13 protein-coding genes and 3 tRNA genes are annotated in these 16,348 nt (G+C 65.1%); 5 read left to right on the top strand and 11 right to left on the bottom strand.

From position 1 onward, the window contains the following. Positions 1 to 101 precede the first annotated feature (101 nt). The 8 genes from ACSQ3P_RS04535 to ACSQ3P_RS04500 form a co-directional block, all read right to left on the bottom strand. A tRNA-Asp gene (locus ACSQ3P_RS04535) sits at positions 102 to 178 on the bottom strand. A gap of 204 nt (positions 179 to 382) precedes the next feature. After that, positions 383 to 745 (bottom strand): hypothetical protein, encoded by a 363-nt coding sequence (locus tag ACSQ3P_RS04530; RefSeq protein WP_436164427.1) that lies wholly within the window; start codon positions 743 to 745, stop codon positions 383 to 385. Positions 746 to 980: 235 nt separating this feature from the next. After that, a tRNA-Val gene (locus ACSQ3P_RS04525) sits at positions 981 to 1,056 on the bottom strand. A 167-nt stretch (positions 1,057 to 1,223) separates the two neighbouring features. Then, positions 1,224 to 3,653 (bottom strand): endopeptidase La, encoded by a 2,430-nt coding sequence (gene lon, locus ACSQ3P_RS04520; RefSeq protein ID WP_436164426.1) that lies wholly within the window; start codon positions 3,651 to 3,653, stop codon positions 1,224 to 1,226. A 297-nt stretch (positions 3,654 to 3,950) separates the two neighbouring features. Next, positions 3,951 to 5,219 (bottom strand): ATP-dependent Clp protease ATP-binding subunit ClpX, encoded by a 1,269-nt coding sequence (gene clpX / locus ACSQ3P_RS04515; protein WP_069691738.1) that lies wholly within the window; start codon positions 5,217 to 5,219, stop codon positions 3,951 to 3,953. Positions 5,220 to 5,504: 285 nt separating this feature from the next. Next, positions 5,505 to 6,131: an ATP-dependent Clp protease proteolytic subunit gene (locus tag ACSQ3P_RS04510; RefSeq protein WP_404978830.1), complete on the bottom strand. Its 627-nt coding sequence runs from the start codon at positions 6,129 to 6,131 to the stop codon at positions 5,505 to 5,507. Between the two features lie 159 nt (positions 6,132 to 6,290). Continuing rightward, a complete protein-coding gene (tig, locus tag ACSQ3P_RS04505) occupies positions 6,291 to 7,730 on the bottom strand; it encodes a trigger factor (RefSeq protein WP_436164425.1) in 1,440 nt (479 codons plus the stop codon). 142 nt (positions 7,731 to 7,872) lie between these two features. Further along, a tRNA-Leu gene (locus tag ACSQ3P_RS04500) sits at positions 7,873 to 7,957 on the bottom strand. A 201-nt stretch (positions 7,958 to 8,158) separates the two neighbouring features. Between ACSQ3P_RS04500 and ACSQ3P_RS04495 the strand changes: the two genes are divergently transcribed. Further along, positions 8,159 to 9,607, top strand: a complete 1,449-nt coding sequence (locus ACSQ3P_RS04495; protein ID WP_436164424.1) for a multicopper oxidase family protein — start codon at positions 8,159 to 8,161, stop codon at positions 9,605 to 9,607. Positions 9,608 to 9,721: 114 nt separating this feature from the next. On the opposite strand, the gene ACSQ3P_RS04490 is transcribed toward ACSQ3P_RS04495, so the two are convergent. From ACSQ3P_RS04490 to ACSQ3P_RS04480, 3 genes are all read right to left on the bottom strand, one after another. Next, positions 9,722 to 10,249, bottom strand: coding sequence for a gluconokinase (locus tag ACSQ3P_RS04490; RefSeq protein ID WP_436164423.1), 528 nt, complete (start codon positions 10,247 to 10,249; stop codon positions 9,722 to 9,724). Between the two features lie 6 nt (positions 10,250 to 10,255). After that, positions 10,256 to 11,242 carry a phosphogluconate dehydrogenase (NAD(+)-dependent, decarboxylating) gene (gnd, locus tag ACSQ3P_RS04485; RefSeq protein WP_436164422.1) on the bottom strand — a complete coding sequence of 329 codons (987 nt, stop codon included), beginning with the start codon at positions 11,240 to 11,242 and terminating at the stop codon, positions 10,256 to 10,258. Positions 11,243 to 11,303: 61 nt separating this feature from the next. Beyond that, positions 11,304 to 12,239, bottom strand: a complete 936-nt coding sequence (locus ACSQ3P_RS04480) for a LysR substrate-binding domain-containing protein (protein ID WP_436164421.1) — start codon at positions 12,237 to 12,239, stop codon at positions 11,304 to 11,306. 136 nt (positions 12,240 to 12,375) lie between these two features. Between ACSQ3P_RS04480 and argH the strand changes: the two genes are divergently transcribed. From argH to ACSQ3P_RS04460, 4 genes are read left to right on the top strand one after another with little or no spacing between them, the layout of a single operon-like run. Beyond that, positions 12,376 to 13,800, top strand: a complete 1,425-nt coding sequence (gene argH, locus ACSQ3P_RS04475) for an argininosuccinate lyase (RefSeq protein WP_436164420.1) — start codon at positions 12,376 to 12,378, stop codon at positions 13,798 to 13,800. Positions 13,801 to 13,811: 11 nt separating this feature from the next. Then, complete coding sequence (locus tag ACSQ3P_RS04470) at positions 13,812 to 14,666, top strand: amino acid ABC transporter permease (protein WP_436165161.1); 855 nt, start codon at positions 13,812 to 13,814, stop codon at positions 14,664 to 14,666. After that, positions 14,659 to 15,441 (top strand): amino acid ABC transporter ATP-binding protein, encoded by a 783-nt coding sequence (locus tag ACSQ3P_RS04465; RefSeq protein WP_436164419.1) that lies wholly within the window; start codon positions 14,659 to 14,661, stop codon positions 15,439 to 15,441. The genes ACSQ3P_RS04470 and ACSQ3P_RS04465 overlap by 8 nt, the downstream gene beginning before the upstream one ends. Positions 15,442 to 15,498: 57 nt before the next feature. Next, a complete protein-coding gene (locus tag ACSQ3P_RS04460; protein ID WP_436164418.1) occupies positions 15,499 to 16,335 on the top strand; it encodes an ABC transporter substrate-binding protein in 837 nt (278 codons plus the stop codon). The last annotated feature ends 13 nt before the right edge of the window (positions 16,336 to 16,348 follow it).

Below are 16,348 nucleotides of genomic sequence, written 5' to 3'. Positions count from 1 at the left end.
GGAGATTAAGCCAGTCGGGCCGCGCGGCAAGCGGTCGGCGCCAAGCGCACCGGAAATGGCGCTGGGCGATGTGCCTATCGGATTGCGATGTAAGGGAAAAATGGCGCGGGTGACGGGGCTCGAACCCGCGACCTCCGGCGTGACAGGCCGGCACTCTAACCAACTGAGCTACACCCGCGCAGGGCGGCTAAGGCCTCGGCCTCAGCGTGGTTGGGATTATGGCGAGAGGCGGAAAGTGTCAAGCGCGCTGGCCAGCTAAATTGACAGCCGGCGACAGAAACCTGTTCGCGCGGACATCGGCTCGCCCATCCCGACGGAAGCGACCGGACGCCGGATTTGCCGCCAGACCGGCGCCAAGGACGTCCGCCACACCCGATGCGGCTCAATCCTCGCCGGATGCCTCGCCATGATCGGGCGACGCCAGACAGGGATCGAGCAGCACATGACGATCGTCCTGGCGGTTATACCCTCCACGCAGAATCACTTGGTCGCCGAGCTTCAGCTCGTTCCCGCTATAGGTGACACAGAGAATCCGGACTCCAGGGTCGGAGCACACGGCAACATACCAAAGCGTTCCATCGGTCTGGATCAGGCTGACCGGGCCTTTGATCGCCATGTCGACACGCGCGTCGGCAGGAACAGTGCTCGGCAGTTGTGTTCTCACGGTCTCGCAGGTCGCCGGCATCCGAGCGGCCTGCTCCGGCGGCGAGAAAGCCGGGCGATTGGCAAAGAAATCCTCGGGCACGGCCGACTGCCCCTGTGCGACGGCCAACCCGCAAAAGCTCAGACAGACCCCCGCCAGCATATTTCTAAGAAACCTCACTCCACCTCCCACAGCTGTCTCGCCAAACCTGTCTCGATCACGGCAGGGTCACAGGACGGCGTAGAAAGATGGCGGAATTCGATCGCTGCAGGCTCTGCGGCGCAATGGCGACAGCCTTCGCCTGCGCTAGCCGAGCGCCAGTATCCTGGGTGGGGCGTGGTGGGCGGTGCAGGGCTCGAACCCGCGACCCTCTCCGTGTAAAGGAGACGCTCTACCAACTGAGCTAACCGCCCCGATGCGGTGGGGTTTAAGGCCTGGCGCCCCTGCCATCAAGCGCCGAGATGGAGCGAATCGCTCGCTTCTCCCCTTTTCATGCTCCGCGCAAAGAAAAAGCCGCCGGCGCTGAACGCCGGCGGCTCCCTGGTCAAGCTGTTCGCCTCAGTGGGCCAAGCTGTTCGCCTCAGTGGGCAATGAGGCCGCCTGCGGCATCATCTTCGCCGGCCTTCGGCCGCAGCGCGGTCAGATCCTCTTCCCAGACGATCGGAACGGGCTGGCGCGTCAGCGCATGCTGCAGCACCTGCTCCATCCGCGAGACCGGGATGATCTCCATGCCCTCCTTCACCGACTTGGGCAGGTCGACCAGATCCTTGGCATTATCCTCGGGGATCAGCACCTTCTTGATGCCGCCCCGCAGAGCCGCCAGGAGCTTCTCCTTGAGACCGCCGATCGGCAGCACCCTGCCCCGCAGCGTCACCTCGCCGGTCATGGCGACGTCGCGCTGGGTCGGGATGCCGGTCAGGATCGAGACGATGGCGGTGGCCATCGCGATGCCTGCCGACGGGCCGTCCTTCGGGGTCGCGCCCTCGGGAACGTGGACGTGGATGTCGCGCCGGTCGAACAAGGGCGGTTCGATGCCGAAATCGATGGCACGCGAGCGGACATAGGAGGCCGCCGCCGAAATCGATTCCCTCATCACATCCTTGAGGTTGCCGGTGACGGTCATCTTGCCCTTGCCGGGCATCATCACGCCTTCGATCGTCAGGAGTTCGCCGCCGACCTCGGTCCAGGCAAGCCCGGTGACGACGCCGACCTGATCCTCGGTCTCCGCCATGCCATAGCGATAGCGCGGCGGGCCGAGATACTCCTCAAGCACCGGCGTGGTGACAGCGACCTTCTTCTTCTTGGAGAGAACGATGTCCTTCACCGCCTTGCGGACGGTGTTGGAGAGCTCGCGCTCCAGGTTGCGGACGCCAGCCTCCCGCGTATAGCGGCGGACCAGCGTCATCAGCGCATCGTCGTCGATCGACCATTCCTTGGATTCGAGGCCGTGCTTCTTGATCGCGTTCGGAATCAGGTGACGCCGGGCGATCTCGGTCTTCTCATCCTCGGTGTAGCCAGCAATGCGGATCACCTCCATCCGGTCCAGCAGGGCCGGCGGGATGTTCAGCGTGTTGGCCGTGGTGACGAACATCACGTTCGACAGGTCGTAATCGACCTCGAGGTAATGGTCGTTGAAGGTGCCGTTCTGCTCGGGATCAAGCACCTCCAGCAGGGCTGCCGAGGGGTCGCCACGGAAGTCCTGGCCCATCTTGTCGATCTCGTCGAGCAGGATGAGCGGGTTGGAGGTCTTGGCCTTCTTCATCGACTGGATGATCTTGCCGGGCATCGAACCGATATAGGTGCGGCGATGGCCACGGATCTCGGCCTCGTCACGCACGCCGCCGAGCGACATGCGCACGAATTCGCGGCCCGTCGCCTTGGCGATCGACTTGCCAAGCGAGGTCTTGCCGACACCGGGAGGACCGACGAGGCACAGGATCGGGCCGGCGAGCCGGTTCGTCCGCTGCTGCACGGCGAGGTATTCGACGATGCGGTCCTTGACCTTGTCGAGGCCGAAATGATCGTCGTCGAGCACGCCCTGCGCGACCGAGAGATCCTTCTTGATCTTGGAGCGCTTGTTCCACGGGATGCCGAGCATCCAGTCGAGATAGTTGCGCACCACCGTCGCCTCGGCCGACATCGGCGACATCTGGCGCAGCTTCTTCATCTCCGCGACGGCCTTGTCACGGGCCTCCTTGGAGAGCTTGGTGCGGGCGATGCGCTCTTCCAGCTCGGCCAGCTCGTCACGGCCTTCCTCGCCGTCACCGAGCTCCTTCTGGATCGCCTTCATCTGCTCGTTGAGATAGTACTCGCGCTGCGTCTTCTCCATCTGGCGCTTGACGCGCGAGCGGATGCGCTTCTCGACCTGGAGCACCGACATCTCGCTTTCCATCAGCGAGAGAACCTTCTCCAGCCGATGCGCGACATGGGTGATCTCGAGCACCGCCTGGCGGTCCGCGATCTTGACGGCAAGATGCGAAGCGACAGTGTCGGCGAGCTTGGAGGCTTCGTCGATCTGCGAGACGGCGGCGACGATCTCGGGCGAGATCTTCTTGTTGAGCTTCACATAGCTCTCGAACTCGCTGACGACCGAACGGCCCAGCGCCTCGACCTCGACCTTCTTGCCGTCTTCCTCAGCCAGGCCGACGGCCTCGGCCTGATAGAAGGCGTCATCGGCGACGTAAGCAGTCGCCTTGGCGCGGCCGACGCCCTCGACCAGGACCTTCACGGTCGAGTCGGGCAGCTTCAGCAGCTGCAGCACGCGGGCAAGCGTGCCGATTTCATAGATGTCCTTGGTCGCAGGATCATCGTCGCCGGCATTCTTCTGGGTGGCGAGCAGGATCAGGCCATCGGTCTTCACGACCTCCTCGAGGGCGCGGATGGACTTCTCGCGGCCAACGAAGAGCGGCACGATCATATGCGGAAAAACGACGATGTCGCGCAGGGGGAGCACCGGGTAGAGGCCGGTCTCGCCGGGAACGAAAGGAGCGCGGGGCGCCGAGCCAGTCATGACTTGTCCTTTGTGGTTGCGCCAGGCCTACCCCCAAATGGGCGGAGCCACCTGACGTATGCGGCCGGGACGACTATCGCCACGTCCGCCCTCGCGCATCACACCCTCAACAGGCATGCGACTCTCGCAAGTGCACCTAAAGTGGAGACTTCCTCGCCGGCTTTCAAGCGAGCCTTTGAGGCATCCCCAGGTTGGATTGTCGCGGGGTGAAACAGGCGACCATCCAACCTGCCCCACGACGCAAAACGCGCGCCAACAGGCGCGCGTTTGCAATGTCTTGGGTGCTTGGCGGGCATCTCAGGCAGAGGCCGACTTCGCCTCTTCCTCACGCTCCGAATAGATGAAGAGCGGTCGCGATTTGGACTCGACGGCCTCCGGACCGATCACGATCTGCTCGACGCCTTCCAGCCCCGGCAGCTCGTACATCGTCTCGAGCAGGATGCCTTCCATGATCGAACGCAGGCCGCGCGCACCGGTCTTGCGGTCGATCGCCTTGCGGGCGATCAGGCTGACAGCCTCGTCGGTGAAGGTCAGCTCGGTGTCCTCCATCTCGAACAGGCGCTGATACTGCTTCACCAGCGCGTTCTTCGGTTCGGTCAGGATGGTCTTCAGCGCCGCTTCGTCGAGATCCTCCAAAGTCGCCAGGACCGGCAAACGGCCGACGAATTCCGGGATCAGGCCGAACTTCAGCAGATCCTCGGGTTCGACCTCGCGGAAGATCGCGCCGGTGCGGCGATCGTCAGGCCCCTTAACCGTCGCGCCGAAGCCGATCGAGGTGCCCTTGCCGCGGCTGGAGATGATCTTGTCCAGCCCCGCGAAGGCGCCGCCGCAGATGAACAGGATGTTGGTGGTGTCGACCTGCAGGAATTCCTGCTGCGGATGCTTGCGCCCGCCCTGCGGCGGCACGGAGGCGACGGTGCCTTCCATGATCTTGAGCAGGGCCTGCTGCACCCCCTCGCCCGAGACGTCGCGGGTGATCGAGGGGTTGTCCGACTTGCGGCTGATCTTGTCGATCTCGTCGATATAGACGATGCCGCGCTGCGCCCGCTCGACATTGTAGTCGGAGGCCTGGAGCAGCTTCAGGATGATGTTCTCGACATCCTCGCCGACATAACCGGCTTCCGTCAGCGTCGTCGCGTCGGCCATGGTGAAGGGCACGTCGAGAATGCGGGCGAGCGTCTGCGCGAGCAGCGTCTTGCCCGAACCCGTGGGGCCGATCAGCAGGATGTTCGACTTCGCCAGCTCGACGTCATTGTGCTTCGAGGCGTGCGAAAGGCGCTTGTAGTGGTTGTGGACCGCGACCGAGAGGACCTTCTTGGCGTGGTCCTGGCCGATGACGTAGTCGTCCAGCACCTTGCGGATCTCGCGCGGTGTCGGAACGCCGTCCTTCGACTTCACCAGCGCGGATTTCGATTCCTCGCGGATGATGTCCATGCAGAGCTCGACGCATTCATCGCAGATGAACACGGTCGGGCCCGCAATGAGCTTGCGAACCTCGTGCTGGCTCTTGCCGCAGAAAGAGCAGTAGAGGGTGCTCTTCGAATCGCCGCCGCTGACCTTACTCATCGTCCATCTCCATTCTCGGAGCCGGACGACCACATCAGCCTGAGCGGATGCAACCGTCGTCTCTCCGTCATTAATAGACGCTCAGATCACGATCATTAGGTTAACGCCCTGTTCCGGAACACCCGGTGGACAGAGCCGACCCAAAATCGGACCGTTTAGGAGCGCCAGTCCGCTCGCCCGATTCCCCATGCAAACATGGGGCCGGTCCCCTTGCAATATGGCCCTTCACAGCCGCCGCGCCAACCCACAGGCAACGGGGCGGCTGGTCGCAGCCCGCGCGGCCGATCAGGCCGTCGCGTCTTCGGGCCGCTTGTCGATGACTTTGTCGATCAGGCCGAAATCGCGCGCCGCCTCGGCGGTCATGAAATTGTCGCGCTCCAGCGCCGCTTCGATGTCGGCATAGGAGCGGCCGGTGTGCTTGACGTAGATCTCGTTCAGCCGGCGCTTCAGGCTCTCGACCTCGCGGGCGTGGATCAGGATGTCGGTGACCTGGCCCTGGAAGCCGCCCGAGGGCTGGTGGACCATGATGCGGGCGTTAGGCAGCGCGAAACGCATGTCCTTGGCGCCAGCGGTCAGCAGCAGCGACCCCATCGAGGCGGCCTGGCCGACACACAAGGTCGTGACCGGGCAGCGGATGAACTGCATCGTGTCGTAGATCGACATGCCCGACGTCACCACGCCGCCGGGCGAGTTGATGTAGAAGGAGATTTCCTTCTTGGGGTTCTCGGCCTCGAGGAAAAGGAGCTGCGCCACGATCAGCGAGGCGGAGTAATCCTCGACCGGGCCGGTCAGGAAGATGATGCGCTCGCGCAGCAGCCGCGAATAGATGTCGAAGGCGCGCTCGCCACGGCTGGACTGCTCGACCACCATCGGGACGAGATTGTTGTAGGTCTCGATCGGATCGCGCAGCATGAAAATCGTCCTTGGGTGGCGGCGCCGGATTCGGCGGATGGAGAATCAGCGAATGTCTCGGAGGACACCCACATAAGCACGGCAAAGGCGGCTGAAAAGAGAAGCGCCGCCCAGCATGAAGCCCGGCGGCGCGAATATTGCGATTAAGGTTGCCGACAATCAGGCCGAAGCGTCTTCGGCCTTGTCCTCGCCCTTGGCGTCAGCCTTCTTGGCCTTCTTGGCGGCCTTCTTCGGCTTGGCCTCGGCAGTCTCGTCCGCCTCGTCATCGGCGTAGAGCGCTTCGCGCGTGACGCTCTGATCCGCAACCTTCACCTGCTCCAGCAGGTGGTCGACGACCTTCTCCTCGAAGATCGGGGCGCGAATTTCGGCCAGGGCCTGCGGGTTCTTCTGATAGAACTCCCAGACCTGCTTCTCCTGGCCGGGGAACTGGCGGGCGCGCTCGACCAGGGCCTTGGTGACCTCGTCATCCGAGATCTGGACCTTGGCCTGCTCGCCGATCTCGGCCAGGACGAGGCCCAGACGCACGCGGCGCTCGGCGATCTTGCGGTAATCCGCCTTCGCAGCCTCTTCGGTCGTGCCCTCGTCCTCGAAGGACTTCTTGGCTTCCTTCATGTCGACTTCGACATGGCTCCAGACGCTGGCGAACTCCTGCTCGACCAGGGTCGGCGGCAATTCGAAGGTGTATTTCGCGTCGAGCGCATCGAGCAGGCTCTTCTTCAGCTTGCGGCGCGACTGCTCGCCGAAATCGCGGCCGATCTGCTCGCGGATCGCGGTCTTCAGCGCATCGAGCGACTCCATGCCGAAGGCCTTGGCGAGCTCGTCATCGATCTTGACGGCCTCGGGCGCCTGCACCTCGGTGACCGTGACCTCGAACTCGGCCGGCTTACCGGCAAGATGGGTCGCGGTGTAGTTCTCGGGGAAGGTCACCTTGACCGTGCGGGTCTCGCCGGCCTTGGCGCCCTCGAGCTGCTCCTCGAAACCGGGGATGAACTGGCCGGCGCCGAGATCGAGCGGAATGCCCTCGCCCGTACCACCGTCGAAGGGCTTACCCTCGAGCGTGCCGACGAAGGAGATCATCAGGCGGTCGCCGCTGGCGGCCTTGGCCTTCTCGCCCTTGTTCGAATAGGTGCGGTTCTGGCCGGCCATGCGCTCCAGCGCGGCGTCGACATCGGCGTCAGGCACCTCGGCGACGGGCTTGGTCAGCGACACATCCGACAGGTCGGCGAGCTCGATCTTGGGCAGAACCTCGAGCGCGACGGTGAAGGCGAGATCGCCCTTGGCCTCCATCGCGGCCTCGATCTCGTCCTTGTTCTCGGGGAAGCGGATCTGCGGCTCGAAGGCGAGCTTCAGGCCGTTATCCGTGACGATCTTCTGGTTCGCCTCGTTGACCGCGTTCTGCAGCACATCGGACATGACCGAGCGGCCATAGAGACGGCGCAGATGGGCGACCGGGACCTTGCCGGGGCGGAAGCCATTGATCTTGGCCTTGCCCTGCAGGCCCTGAAGGCCATCATCGAGCCTGGATTTGAGGTCGGCGGCGTTCAACACCACCTGAAACTCGCGCTTGAGGCCCTGGGACAGGGTTTCGGTCACGTTCATCGTTTTCGATCCGCCAACAGCGTTACTTCAATGTCCAAAGCGCGACGCCGGGAGACCGCCGCCGCGCTCGCGAAATCCATTTTTCTTCAGCGAACGATTCCCGCGCCACGACGCTAACGTCATGATGCGATCGCACGCCTGCTGGTGCGGGCGGAGGGACTCGAACCCCCACGACTTTCGCCGCTGGTACCTAAAACCAGTGCGTCTACCAATTCCGCCACGCCCGCCGGCCCGATAGCGCTGCACGCGAGCAAACGCAGCGCGGCCATCGTTGGGCCGCGGTGCTATACGCATTTCGAGCAGGCCATGCAGCAAAAAAATGCGACGTTTCTGCGAAGGTCGCCCTGCCGCACCGTATCGCGGCGCATCGTCAGGCCGCGCGAAGGCTGCCTCTCGCCAGATCGCACGTCACAGATTATGCCGGGCGCATGACCGACAAAGGCCTTCCTTCCTCCTCGCGATCGACCCTTACGCCAACAAGGCGCGCCACCCTCGCCGGCCTTGGCGCCACGACGACGATCGCGCTTGCCGGGCGGGCCTCATCCCAGGCCAAGCCGCCAGCCGGCTCTGCCGAAGCCGAGCCGCCATTGAGCCTGCTGGTTGCAGCACCCGGCAAGGCGCGCCTGCGGCCAGCACCCGCGGGCGAAACCGACATCCTGGCGTTGAACGGGGCGTCTCCAGGCCCGGCTCTGCGAATCAAGCTGGGCGAGACGTTGCGCCTCAAGCTCGACAACCGAACCGCCCTGCCGCTGTCCCTGCACTGGCAGGGGGTGCGCGGCACGGCCGCCATGGATGGGGTCGGCGGCTTCAGCCAGCCCGCGGTCGCTCCAGGCGCGAGCTTCGAATACCGGCTGACGCCGCCGGATGCCGGCACCTTCCTCTATCGGCCGCTGCTCGTCGGCGATTCGTCCGAGCCTGCCGGTCGAGGCCTTGGCGGATTGCTGATCGTCGAGGAGGCGGAGCCGCTGGCGGTCGACCTGGATCTGCCGGTGATGGTCGCGGATTGGCTGCTCGGCGACGACCACGCCATTCGCCCCTTCGCCGCGGCAAGCTCCGAGAGCGCGGCCGGTGGCCGGCTCGGAAGCTGGCTGACGGTCAATGGCGCTCCGCCGCCGCAGCGTGTTGCAGTCGCTCCTGGCGCGCGCGTCCGCCTGCGCCTCGCCAATGCCTGCAACGCCCGGATCATGCGGTTGCGCTTCGACGGGGTGAAGGCCTCGGTCGTCGCCGTCGACGGGCAGCCGACCGACACCTTCGAGCCGGTGCGCGCGCAACTGCCTTTCGCGCCGGGCACGCGCTACGATCTGATCGTCGACATGCCCGAGGAGCTGGGCGCGACCGCGATCGTGACCGCGTTGATCGGCGCCGGCGTGCCGCTTGTCCGGCTGGTGACTGAGGGCGCAAAGAAAGCGGCCGCGACTGCGCCTGCCGCGCTGAAGCCCAACCCGACGCTTCCCGCCGCTGTGCGCCTCCAGGATGCGGTCCGCCCCCAGATCGTCATCGAGGGTGGGGCGAAGGTCATGCCCGAGCTCAAGCTGGATCTCGCCGGCCTCGATCTCTCCAGGCCCTGGCGGATCAATGGCGGCGTCGGAGACGCCAGCAAGCCGCTCGTCAGCGTCAAGCGCGGCACGCCGATCGTGCTCGCGATCGAAAACAGGACGGCCTTCCTCCAGCCGATCCATGTGCATGGCCACTGCTTCCGGCTGCTGCACCCGCTCGACGATGGCTGGGAGCCCTATTTCATGGACACGGTGCAGATTCCCGAGGGCAAGCGGCTGCACATCGCCTTCATCGCCGAGAATCCGGGGCGCTGGATGATCTCCTCGACGGTCCTGGAGCGTTTCGATCTCGGGCTCTGGTCCTGGTTCGAGGTGACGTGAGCCTACGCCCAGGCGCCCCGCCAAGGCGCTTGACGCTCGTTTAGCCAACATCAAGCACGCCCTGGAAGCTATTGCACCTCCAGAGCTATCAGCGACAGCGTGAGCCTGGGCTGGTCAATCCAGGCCAAGCTTCGTCAGCACCGCGCGTAGGATCTCATCCTTCGGCAGCTCGACCGGCATCACCAGCGGATGTTCGTCCTCGCCGGGCTCCTCCAGCGCAGCGAACTGGCTGTCGAGCAGTGCGGGCGGCATGAAATGGTGCTGTCGCGCCGCCATACGCGCACCGATCAACTCGCGCGAGCCCTTGAGATAGACCAGGGCGACATCAGGGCGATCGCCGATGATGACGCGGCGATAAGCCCGCTTCAGCGCCGAACAGGTGACGATGCCATTCTTGCCTGACGCCCGAAGCTCGTCGATCCAGGCGGCGATGGCTGCGAGCCAGGGCTTGCGGTCCTCGTCGTTCAATGGCGTGCCGCCCGCCATCTTGGCGACATTCTGCGGCGGATGGAACGAATCGGCATCGCGGAACGGCCAACCCAGACGCTCGGCCAGGCGCTCGCCCAGTGAGGTCTTGCCCGAGCTCGCGACGCCCATGACGACGATGACGGCGGGCCCGCCGCCCTTCTTCGAATTGCTCATGGCGCGTCAGACCGGCTTCTTGGGCTCGACATGGCCGCCGAAGCCGGCGCGCATGGCCGAGAGCACCTTCTCGGCGAAGGTGTGGTCCTTGCGCGAGCGGAAGCGGGTATAAAGCGAGGAGGTCAGCACCTCGGCCGGCGTCGCGGTCTCGATCGCGGCCTGCACAGTCCAGCGCCCCTCGCCCGAATCCGAGACATTGCCGGTATAGGCCGACAGATCCTCGTCGGCTGCGAGCGCCGATGCCGTCAGGTCGAGCAGCCAGGAGGTCACAACCGAGCCGCGCCGCCAGACCTCGGAAATCTCGGCGACATCGAAATCGAAGCCGTATTCCGGCGGCAGGCCCTCCTTGGCGGAGGCGTTGCGCAGCAGGTCGAAGCCCTCGGCGAAGGCCTGCATCATGCCGTATTCGATGCCGTTATGGACCATCTTGACGAAATGACCTGCACCCACCGGCCCGCAATGCAGGTAACCCTCCTCGCTGGTCGGGTTGCGACCGTCGCGATGGCTGGTCTCAGGGATATCGCCCTTGCCGGATGCAAGCGCCTTCAGCAGCGGGTCCAAGCGCGCGACGGTCTCTTTGTCGCCGCCGATCATCAGGCAATAGCCGCGCTCCAGCCCATGCACGCCGCCGCTGGTGCCGATATCGAGATAATGCAGGCCCTTGGCCGAAAGCTCCTGGCCGCGCCGGACATCGTCCTTCCAGAAGGCGTTGCCGCCGTCGATCAGCGTATCGCCAGGAGACAGCAAGTCGGACAATTCGGTCAGCGTCGCCTCGGTGATCTCGCCGGCCGGCAGCATGACCCAGATGGCGCGCGGCGCGGCAAGCTTGGCGACCATGTCCTTCAGGTCGGAGGCGACGACCGCCCCCTTCTCGGCGAGTGCGGCGCCAGGCTTGGGGTCACGGTCATAGACCACGCAATCATGCCCGGCCTGCATCAGCCTGCGCACGATGTTCGCACCCATCCGGCCGAGGCCGACCATTCCTAGCTGCATCGTTTCAACCCTTCATGGCCGGGGCGTCTCGACCGCCGGTCCGCTTCATGGCGCTTCTCGTTCACCGCGCTTCTTGCATCCCGACCGCCTCCGCGACAAGCCAATCACGCAGCAGGACGAGCGCCGGGCTCGGTGGCCGATCCGCCGGGCGGGTCAGCCAATAGCCGTGCCGGCTGCGAAAACCGAGCCCGGCCGGGTTGACGAGGCGGCCGCCCGAGAGCTCCTCCACAACCAGCGCACGCGGCACCAGCGCCACCCCCTGCCCCGCGATCGCCGCACGGATGACCAGGGCATAGAAGCCGAAGCGGATCACCCGCTGTGGAACAAGGTCAGCCACGGTATTGGCCTCGGCAAACTCGCCCCAGCGCAGCGGCGTGGGCGGATGGTCGAGCACTGGGAACCGCGCGATATCCCTGACATCGCCGATCGGTCCCAGGCGCGCCAGAAGGTCAGGCGCCGCGACCAGCGCGACATCGCGCCCAAACAGATAGTCCGCCTGCTGTCCGGGCCAGTCGCCCTCACCGAAGCGAAAGGTCGCGTCCGCGGCTTCGGCCGTGCCATGGGCGACGAAGTTGGTGAACTGGACCTCGATTTCGGGATGCTCCTCGGCGAAGCGCGAGAATCGCGGCACCAGCCAGCGGTCACCAAGGATCGGCAGCACATGCAGCCTGAGCATCGGCTGCTCCTGGCGAAAACCTGCAACACCGCCGACCGCCGATGCCAAAGCGACGAGCACCTCCCTGGCCGGACCGATGAAGGCGTGGCCGGCCTCGGTCGGCTCCAGACCACGCCGGTTACGCGCAAACAGGCTCGCGCCGACAATCTGCTCGACGCCGCGCAACTGCTTGCTGACAGCACTCTGGGTCAGATTCAGTTCGTCGGCCGCGCCCGAGCAGGAGCCATGACGCGCAACCGCCTCGACGACGCGCAGACCCATGGTCGAAGGCAGCCGCCGCGGCAGCGGCGCCGAGAGAAGCGAGGGTGCGTCCGAAAGCATCGCCCACACTAATCCACGGCGATGCCCAGCGAAAGAGCTATTCCAAAATGGAATGGTCGTCGGAAATCATCTCCTTTGCCGGCGCAAACGCATGCGCACTAACCTGCCTGGCGTTACGTCAGAGCGGAGAGCCAGCGTGAACCAGCCATTGCGTCTGTGGGGCGGACGTTTCACCGCCGACCCCGATCCTACGCTGACCCGCCTGTCCCGCTCGGAGGCCAGCGATTTCGGCCTCGCACCATACGATCTTGCCGGCTCGCGCGCCCATACCCGCGAACTCGGCCGCGCCGGCCTGCTCGACGAGGCCGAGGTCGCGACGATCCAGAGGGAGATCGACACGGTCGAGAAGCTCCACGCGACAGGGCTGATCGAACCCTGGCCGGAGGACGAGGATGTCCAGACCTTCCTCGAACGCGTCCTGACACAACGGCTCGGCCCTCTCGGCGGCAAGATTCGCGCCGGGCGCTCACGCAACGACCAGGCCGCCAACGACCTCAAACTGTATCTGCGCCACCATGCCCGCGGGCTGATGACGAATCTGCTCAGCCTGCAGGACGCCATCGTCGCGCAGGCCCGCGAGCATATCGCGACGCCGGTGCCGGGTGTGACGCATCTTCAGGCGGCACAGCCCATCACCTTCGGCCATCATCTGATGGCCCATGCTCAGGCCTTCGCTCGTGATGCCGAGCGGTTGATCGACTGGGACAGGCGCAATGCCGTCTCCCCGCTCGGCGCCGCCGCGCTGGCGGGTTCCGCGATCGCGCTCAACCCCGAGCTTGTCGCCGAGGAACTCGGCTATGACGGCTCATTCGAGAACTCGGTCGATGCTGTCGGCTCGCGCGACCATGTCGCGGAGTTCCTGTTCGTCACGGCCATGCACGCGGTCAATCTCTCCAGGCTGGCCGAGGAGATCGTGATCTGGTGCACGCAGCCTTATCGCTGGATTTCGCTGCATGATTCCTTCGCGACCGGATCCTCCATCATGCCGCAGAAGAAGAATCCCGATATCGCCGAATTGACGCGCGGCCGCTCGGCCCGGCTGATCGGTGGGCTCATGACGATGCTGGCGGCGCTGAAGAGCCTGCCCTTGTCGTATAACCGCGACCTCGCCGAGGATAAGAACGCCTGTTGCGATGCAGTCGATGGCTTGGCGCTGGTGCTTCCCGCCATGGCCGGCCTGGTCGCCACCATGACGGTCGATGTCGCGACCATGCGGGACGCTGCGTCACGCGGTTTCACGCTGGCGACCGAGGTCGCCGATTTCCTGGCGCGCAGAGGCGTAGCCTTCAGCGAGGCGCATGAGATCACCGGTGCGCTGGTGCGCCTCTGCGAGGAGACATCCTGCCAATTGCACGAGATCGACGATGCCGGGCTGGCCTCGATCGATCCCCGCCTCACGCCCGATATCAGGGAACATCTGACATTGGAGGCGGCACTCGATGCGCGTATGGCCAAAGGTGGCACGTCGCCTGCACGCGTGGCCGAGCAGATCGATCGGCTGATGCAGCGCCTCGCCGTGCAGCGTGACTGGGCCGACGGATATCGGGGACCGCAACCATGACTTCAAGCCAGATGCCGGGGACGGCGCTCGACCCGACGATCCTCAGCCTGCCCCGTGTCGGCAGGCTGCATCTCGGACGCTGGATTTCCGCGACCCTGGTCCTGCTTGCGCTTGCGCTCGTGGTGAAGGCTTTCGCCGAAGGCGACATCGCCTGGAAGGTGGTCGGCCAGTTCTTCACCGCGCCCGCCATCCTGGGCGGCCTCGCCAACACCGTGATCATGACGGTCTGCGCCATGGCGCTGGGCATCGCGCTCGGCGTCCTCTTCGCGATCATGGCGATGTCGCCCAATGCCGTGATGCGCGGCTCAGCGGCGTTCTACATCTGGTTCTTCCGCGGCACGCCGCTGATCCTGCAATTGCTGATCTGGTTCAACCTCGCGCTGGTCTTCCCGACGATCGGCATTCCGGGCCTGTTCTCGGCACGGACGATCGACCTGATCGGTCCCTTCATGGCGACACTGCTGGGCCTGGGCATCAACCAGGGCGCCTATACGGCCGAGGTCGTGCGCTCCGGCATCCTCTCTGTCGATCACGGTCAGGTCGAAGCGGCCAAGGCGATCGGCATGACCCGGCTGACGACGTTGCGCCGGATCGTGCTGCCGCAATCGATGCGGGTGATCATCCCGCCTGTCGGCAACGAGGTGGTCAGCATGGTCAAGCTGACCTCGATCGCCAGCGTGATCCAGTTCTCTGAGATCCTGCGCAACGCTCAGACGATCTACTACGCCAATGCCCGGGTGATCGAATTGCTGATCGTCGCAGCCGGCTGGTATCTGATCGTGGTCTCGATCCTTTCGCTCGGGCAGGTCGTGCTGGAGCGGCATTTCGCCAAGGGCCGCGCCGGTGCGGGAGCGCGCAATGGTTGAGGCCCCCGCGAACCGCCCCATGGTCCAGGCGCTGTCGCTGACGAAGCGCTTCGGCAGTCTCGCGGCGCTCGATTCCGTCTCCCTCGACGTCGCGCCCGGGGAAGTGGTCTGCATCATCGGCCCCTCCGGCTCCGGCAAGAGCACGCTCTTGCGCTGCATCAACCAGCTCGAACGCATCGATGCTGGCGCGATCTGGGTCGATGGCGAACTCGCCGGCTTCCGGCGCACCAGCGACCGGTTGATCGAGTTGACCGACAAGGAGATCGCGCGCCAGCGCCTCGCCAGCGGCATGGTCTTCCAGCGCTTCAATCTCTTCGGCCATATGACGGCGCTGCAGAACGTGATCGAGGGGCCGGTGACCGTCCTGAAGCAGCCCAGGGCCGCTGCCATCGCCGAGGCCGAGCGCCTGCTGGCGCGGGTCGGCCTCGCCGAGAAACACGGGGCCTACCCGTCCGAGCTTTCGGGAGGCCAGCAGCAGCGCGTCGCGATCGCCCGCGCGCTCGCGATGAAGCCCAGGCTGATGCTGTTCGACGAACCGACCTCGGCGCTCGATCCGGAACTCGTCGGCGAGGTGCTCGCCGTGATGCGCGACCTGGCCAAGAGCGGCATGACGATGATCGTGGTGACGCATGAGCTCGGTTTCGCGCGCGAGGTCGCCGACCGCGTCGTCTTCATGGATCAAGGCCGCCTGATCGAACAGGGCCCACCCGCCCAGGTGCTGAGCGCACCCGAACATCCCCGCACCCGCGACTTCATCGCCGCGGTCCTGCCTTAAGCTCTTGCCTTGAACCCATGCCTTCAACCCTTGCCTGAACCGATCCGGAGGATTGCCATGACCCTGACCTCACGAAGCCTGCTCGCCGCTTTGGCGTTCTGCCTGCCCGCGGCGGTTTCCGCTCAGGAACTGCCGGCCCGCATCAAAACCGCCGGCAAGATCATCGTCGCGACGCAGCCGAACTATCCGCCGATCATCTTCAAGGACCCGGCGACCAACACCCTGACCGGGCTCGACATCGAAATCGGCGAAGCGATCGGCAAGGAACTCGGCGTCACGATCGAGTGGCAGGAAACCGCTTTCGCGCAGATGCTGCCTTCGCTCCAGACCGGCCGCGTCGATATGGTCATGGCCGGCATGTCGGATAAGCCGGCTCGGCGCGAAACCGCCGATTTCATCGACTATTTCTCGTCGGGCGCGCAGTTCTACACCATCACGGCGCTGGCCCCGGGCTTGAAGACGATGGAGGACCTTTGCGGCAAGACGGTCGGCGCCAGCCGCGCGACCAGCTGGCTGTCCGAGATGGAAGCCTGGAGCAAGGAAAACTGCGTCGCCAAGGGCAAACCGGCACTGACGATCGTCGGCACAGAAGGCTCGATCGATGCCCGCACCCAGCTCAAGACCCAGCGCCTCCAGGCCGCCGTCCAGGGCAGCGAGGTGATGCCCTATTTCCTCAAGCTCGAGCCCAACACCTATGTGCCGATCGGCGCGCCCTTCACCGATGTGCGCGGCGGCATTCCCTTCGTGAAGACCACTGAGGGCAACCAGTTGCGCGATGCGGTCAAGGGCGCGCTCGACCGCCTCAAGGCCAAGGGCACCTATGACGCGATATTCGTGAAATACGGTTTGCCCAGCAGCGCCTTGCCGAAGATCACGATCAACGAGGGTAAGTAGGCCCGCAACGAAG

The sequence above is a fragment of the Allobosea sp. LjRoot9 genome, from assembly GCF_964252745.1.
GTDB lineage: Bacteria > Pseudomonadota > Alphaproteobacteria > Rhizobiales > Beijerinckiaceae > Allobosea.
The sequence above is the reverse complement of the archived record's forward strand: the minus strand, read 5'-3'. Positions and strand labels throughout refer to the sequence as shown.

Bases quoted from the DNA above. Each gene is read 5' to 3' on its own strand.
- tig (WP_436164425.1), bottom strand. From the start codon at position 7,730: ATGAACGTGACCGAAACCCTGTCCCAGGGCCTCAAGCGCGAGTTTCAG.
- ACSQ3P_RS04490 (WP_436164423.1), bottom strand. From the start codon at position 10,249: ATGAGCAATTCGAAGAAGGGCGGCGGGCCCGCCGTCATCGTCGTCATG.
- gnd (WP_436164422.1), bottom strand. From the start codon at position 11,242: ATGCAGCTAGGAATGGTCGGCCTCGGCCGGATGGGTGCGAACATCGTG.
- ACSQ3P_RS04480 (WP_436164421.1), bottom strand. From the start codon at position 12,239: ATGCTTTCGGACGCACCCTCGCTTCTCTCGGCGCCGCTGCCGCGGCGG.
- ACSQ3P_RS04465 (WP_436164419.1), top strand. From the start codon at position 14,659: ATGGTTGAGGCCCCCGCGAACCGCCCCATGGTCCAGGCGCTGTCGCTG.
- ACSQ3P_RS04460 (WP_436164418.1), top strand. From the start codon at position 15,499: ATGACCCTGACCTCACGAAGCCTGCTCGCCGCTTTGGCGTTCTGCCTG.
- ACSQ3P_RS04470 (WP_436165161.1), top strand. From the start codon at position 13,812: ATGCCGGGGACGGCGCTCGACCCGACGATCCTCAGCCTGCCCCGTGTC.
- clpX (WP_069691738.1), bottom strand. From the start codon at position 5,219: ATGAGTAAGGTCAGCGGCGGCGATTCGAAGAGCACCCTCTACTGCTCT.
- ACSQ3P_RS04510 (WP_404978830.1), bottom strand. From the start codon at position 6,131: ATGCTGCGCGATCCGATCGAGACCTACAACAATCTCGTCCCGATGGTG.
- lon (WP_436164426.1), bottom strand. From the start codon at position 3,653: ATGACTGGCTCGGCGCCCCGCGCTCCTTTCGTTCCCGGCGAGACCGGC.
- ACSQ3P_RS04495 (WP_436164424.1), top strand. From the start codon at position 8,159: ATGACCGACAAAGGCCTTCCTTCCTCCTCGCGATCGACCCTTACGCCA.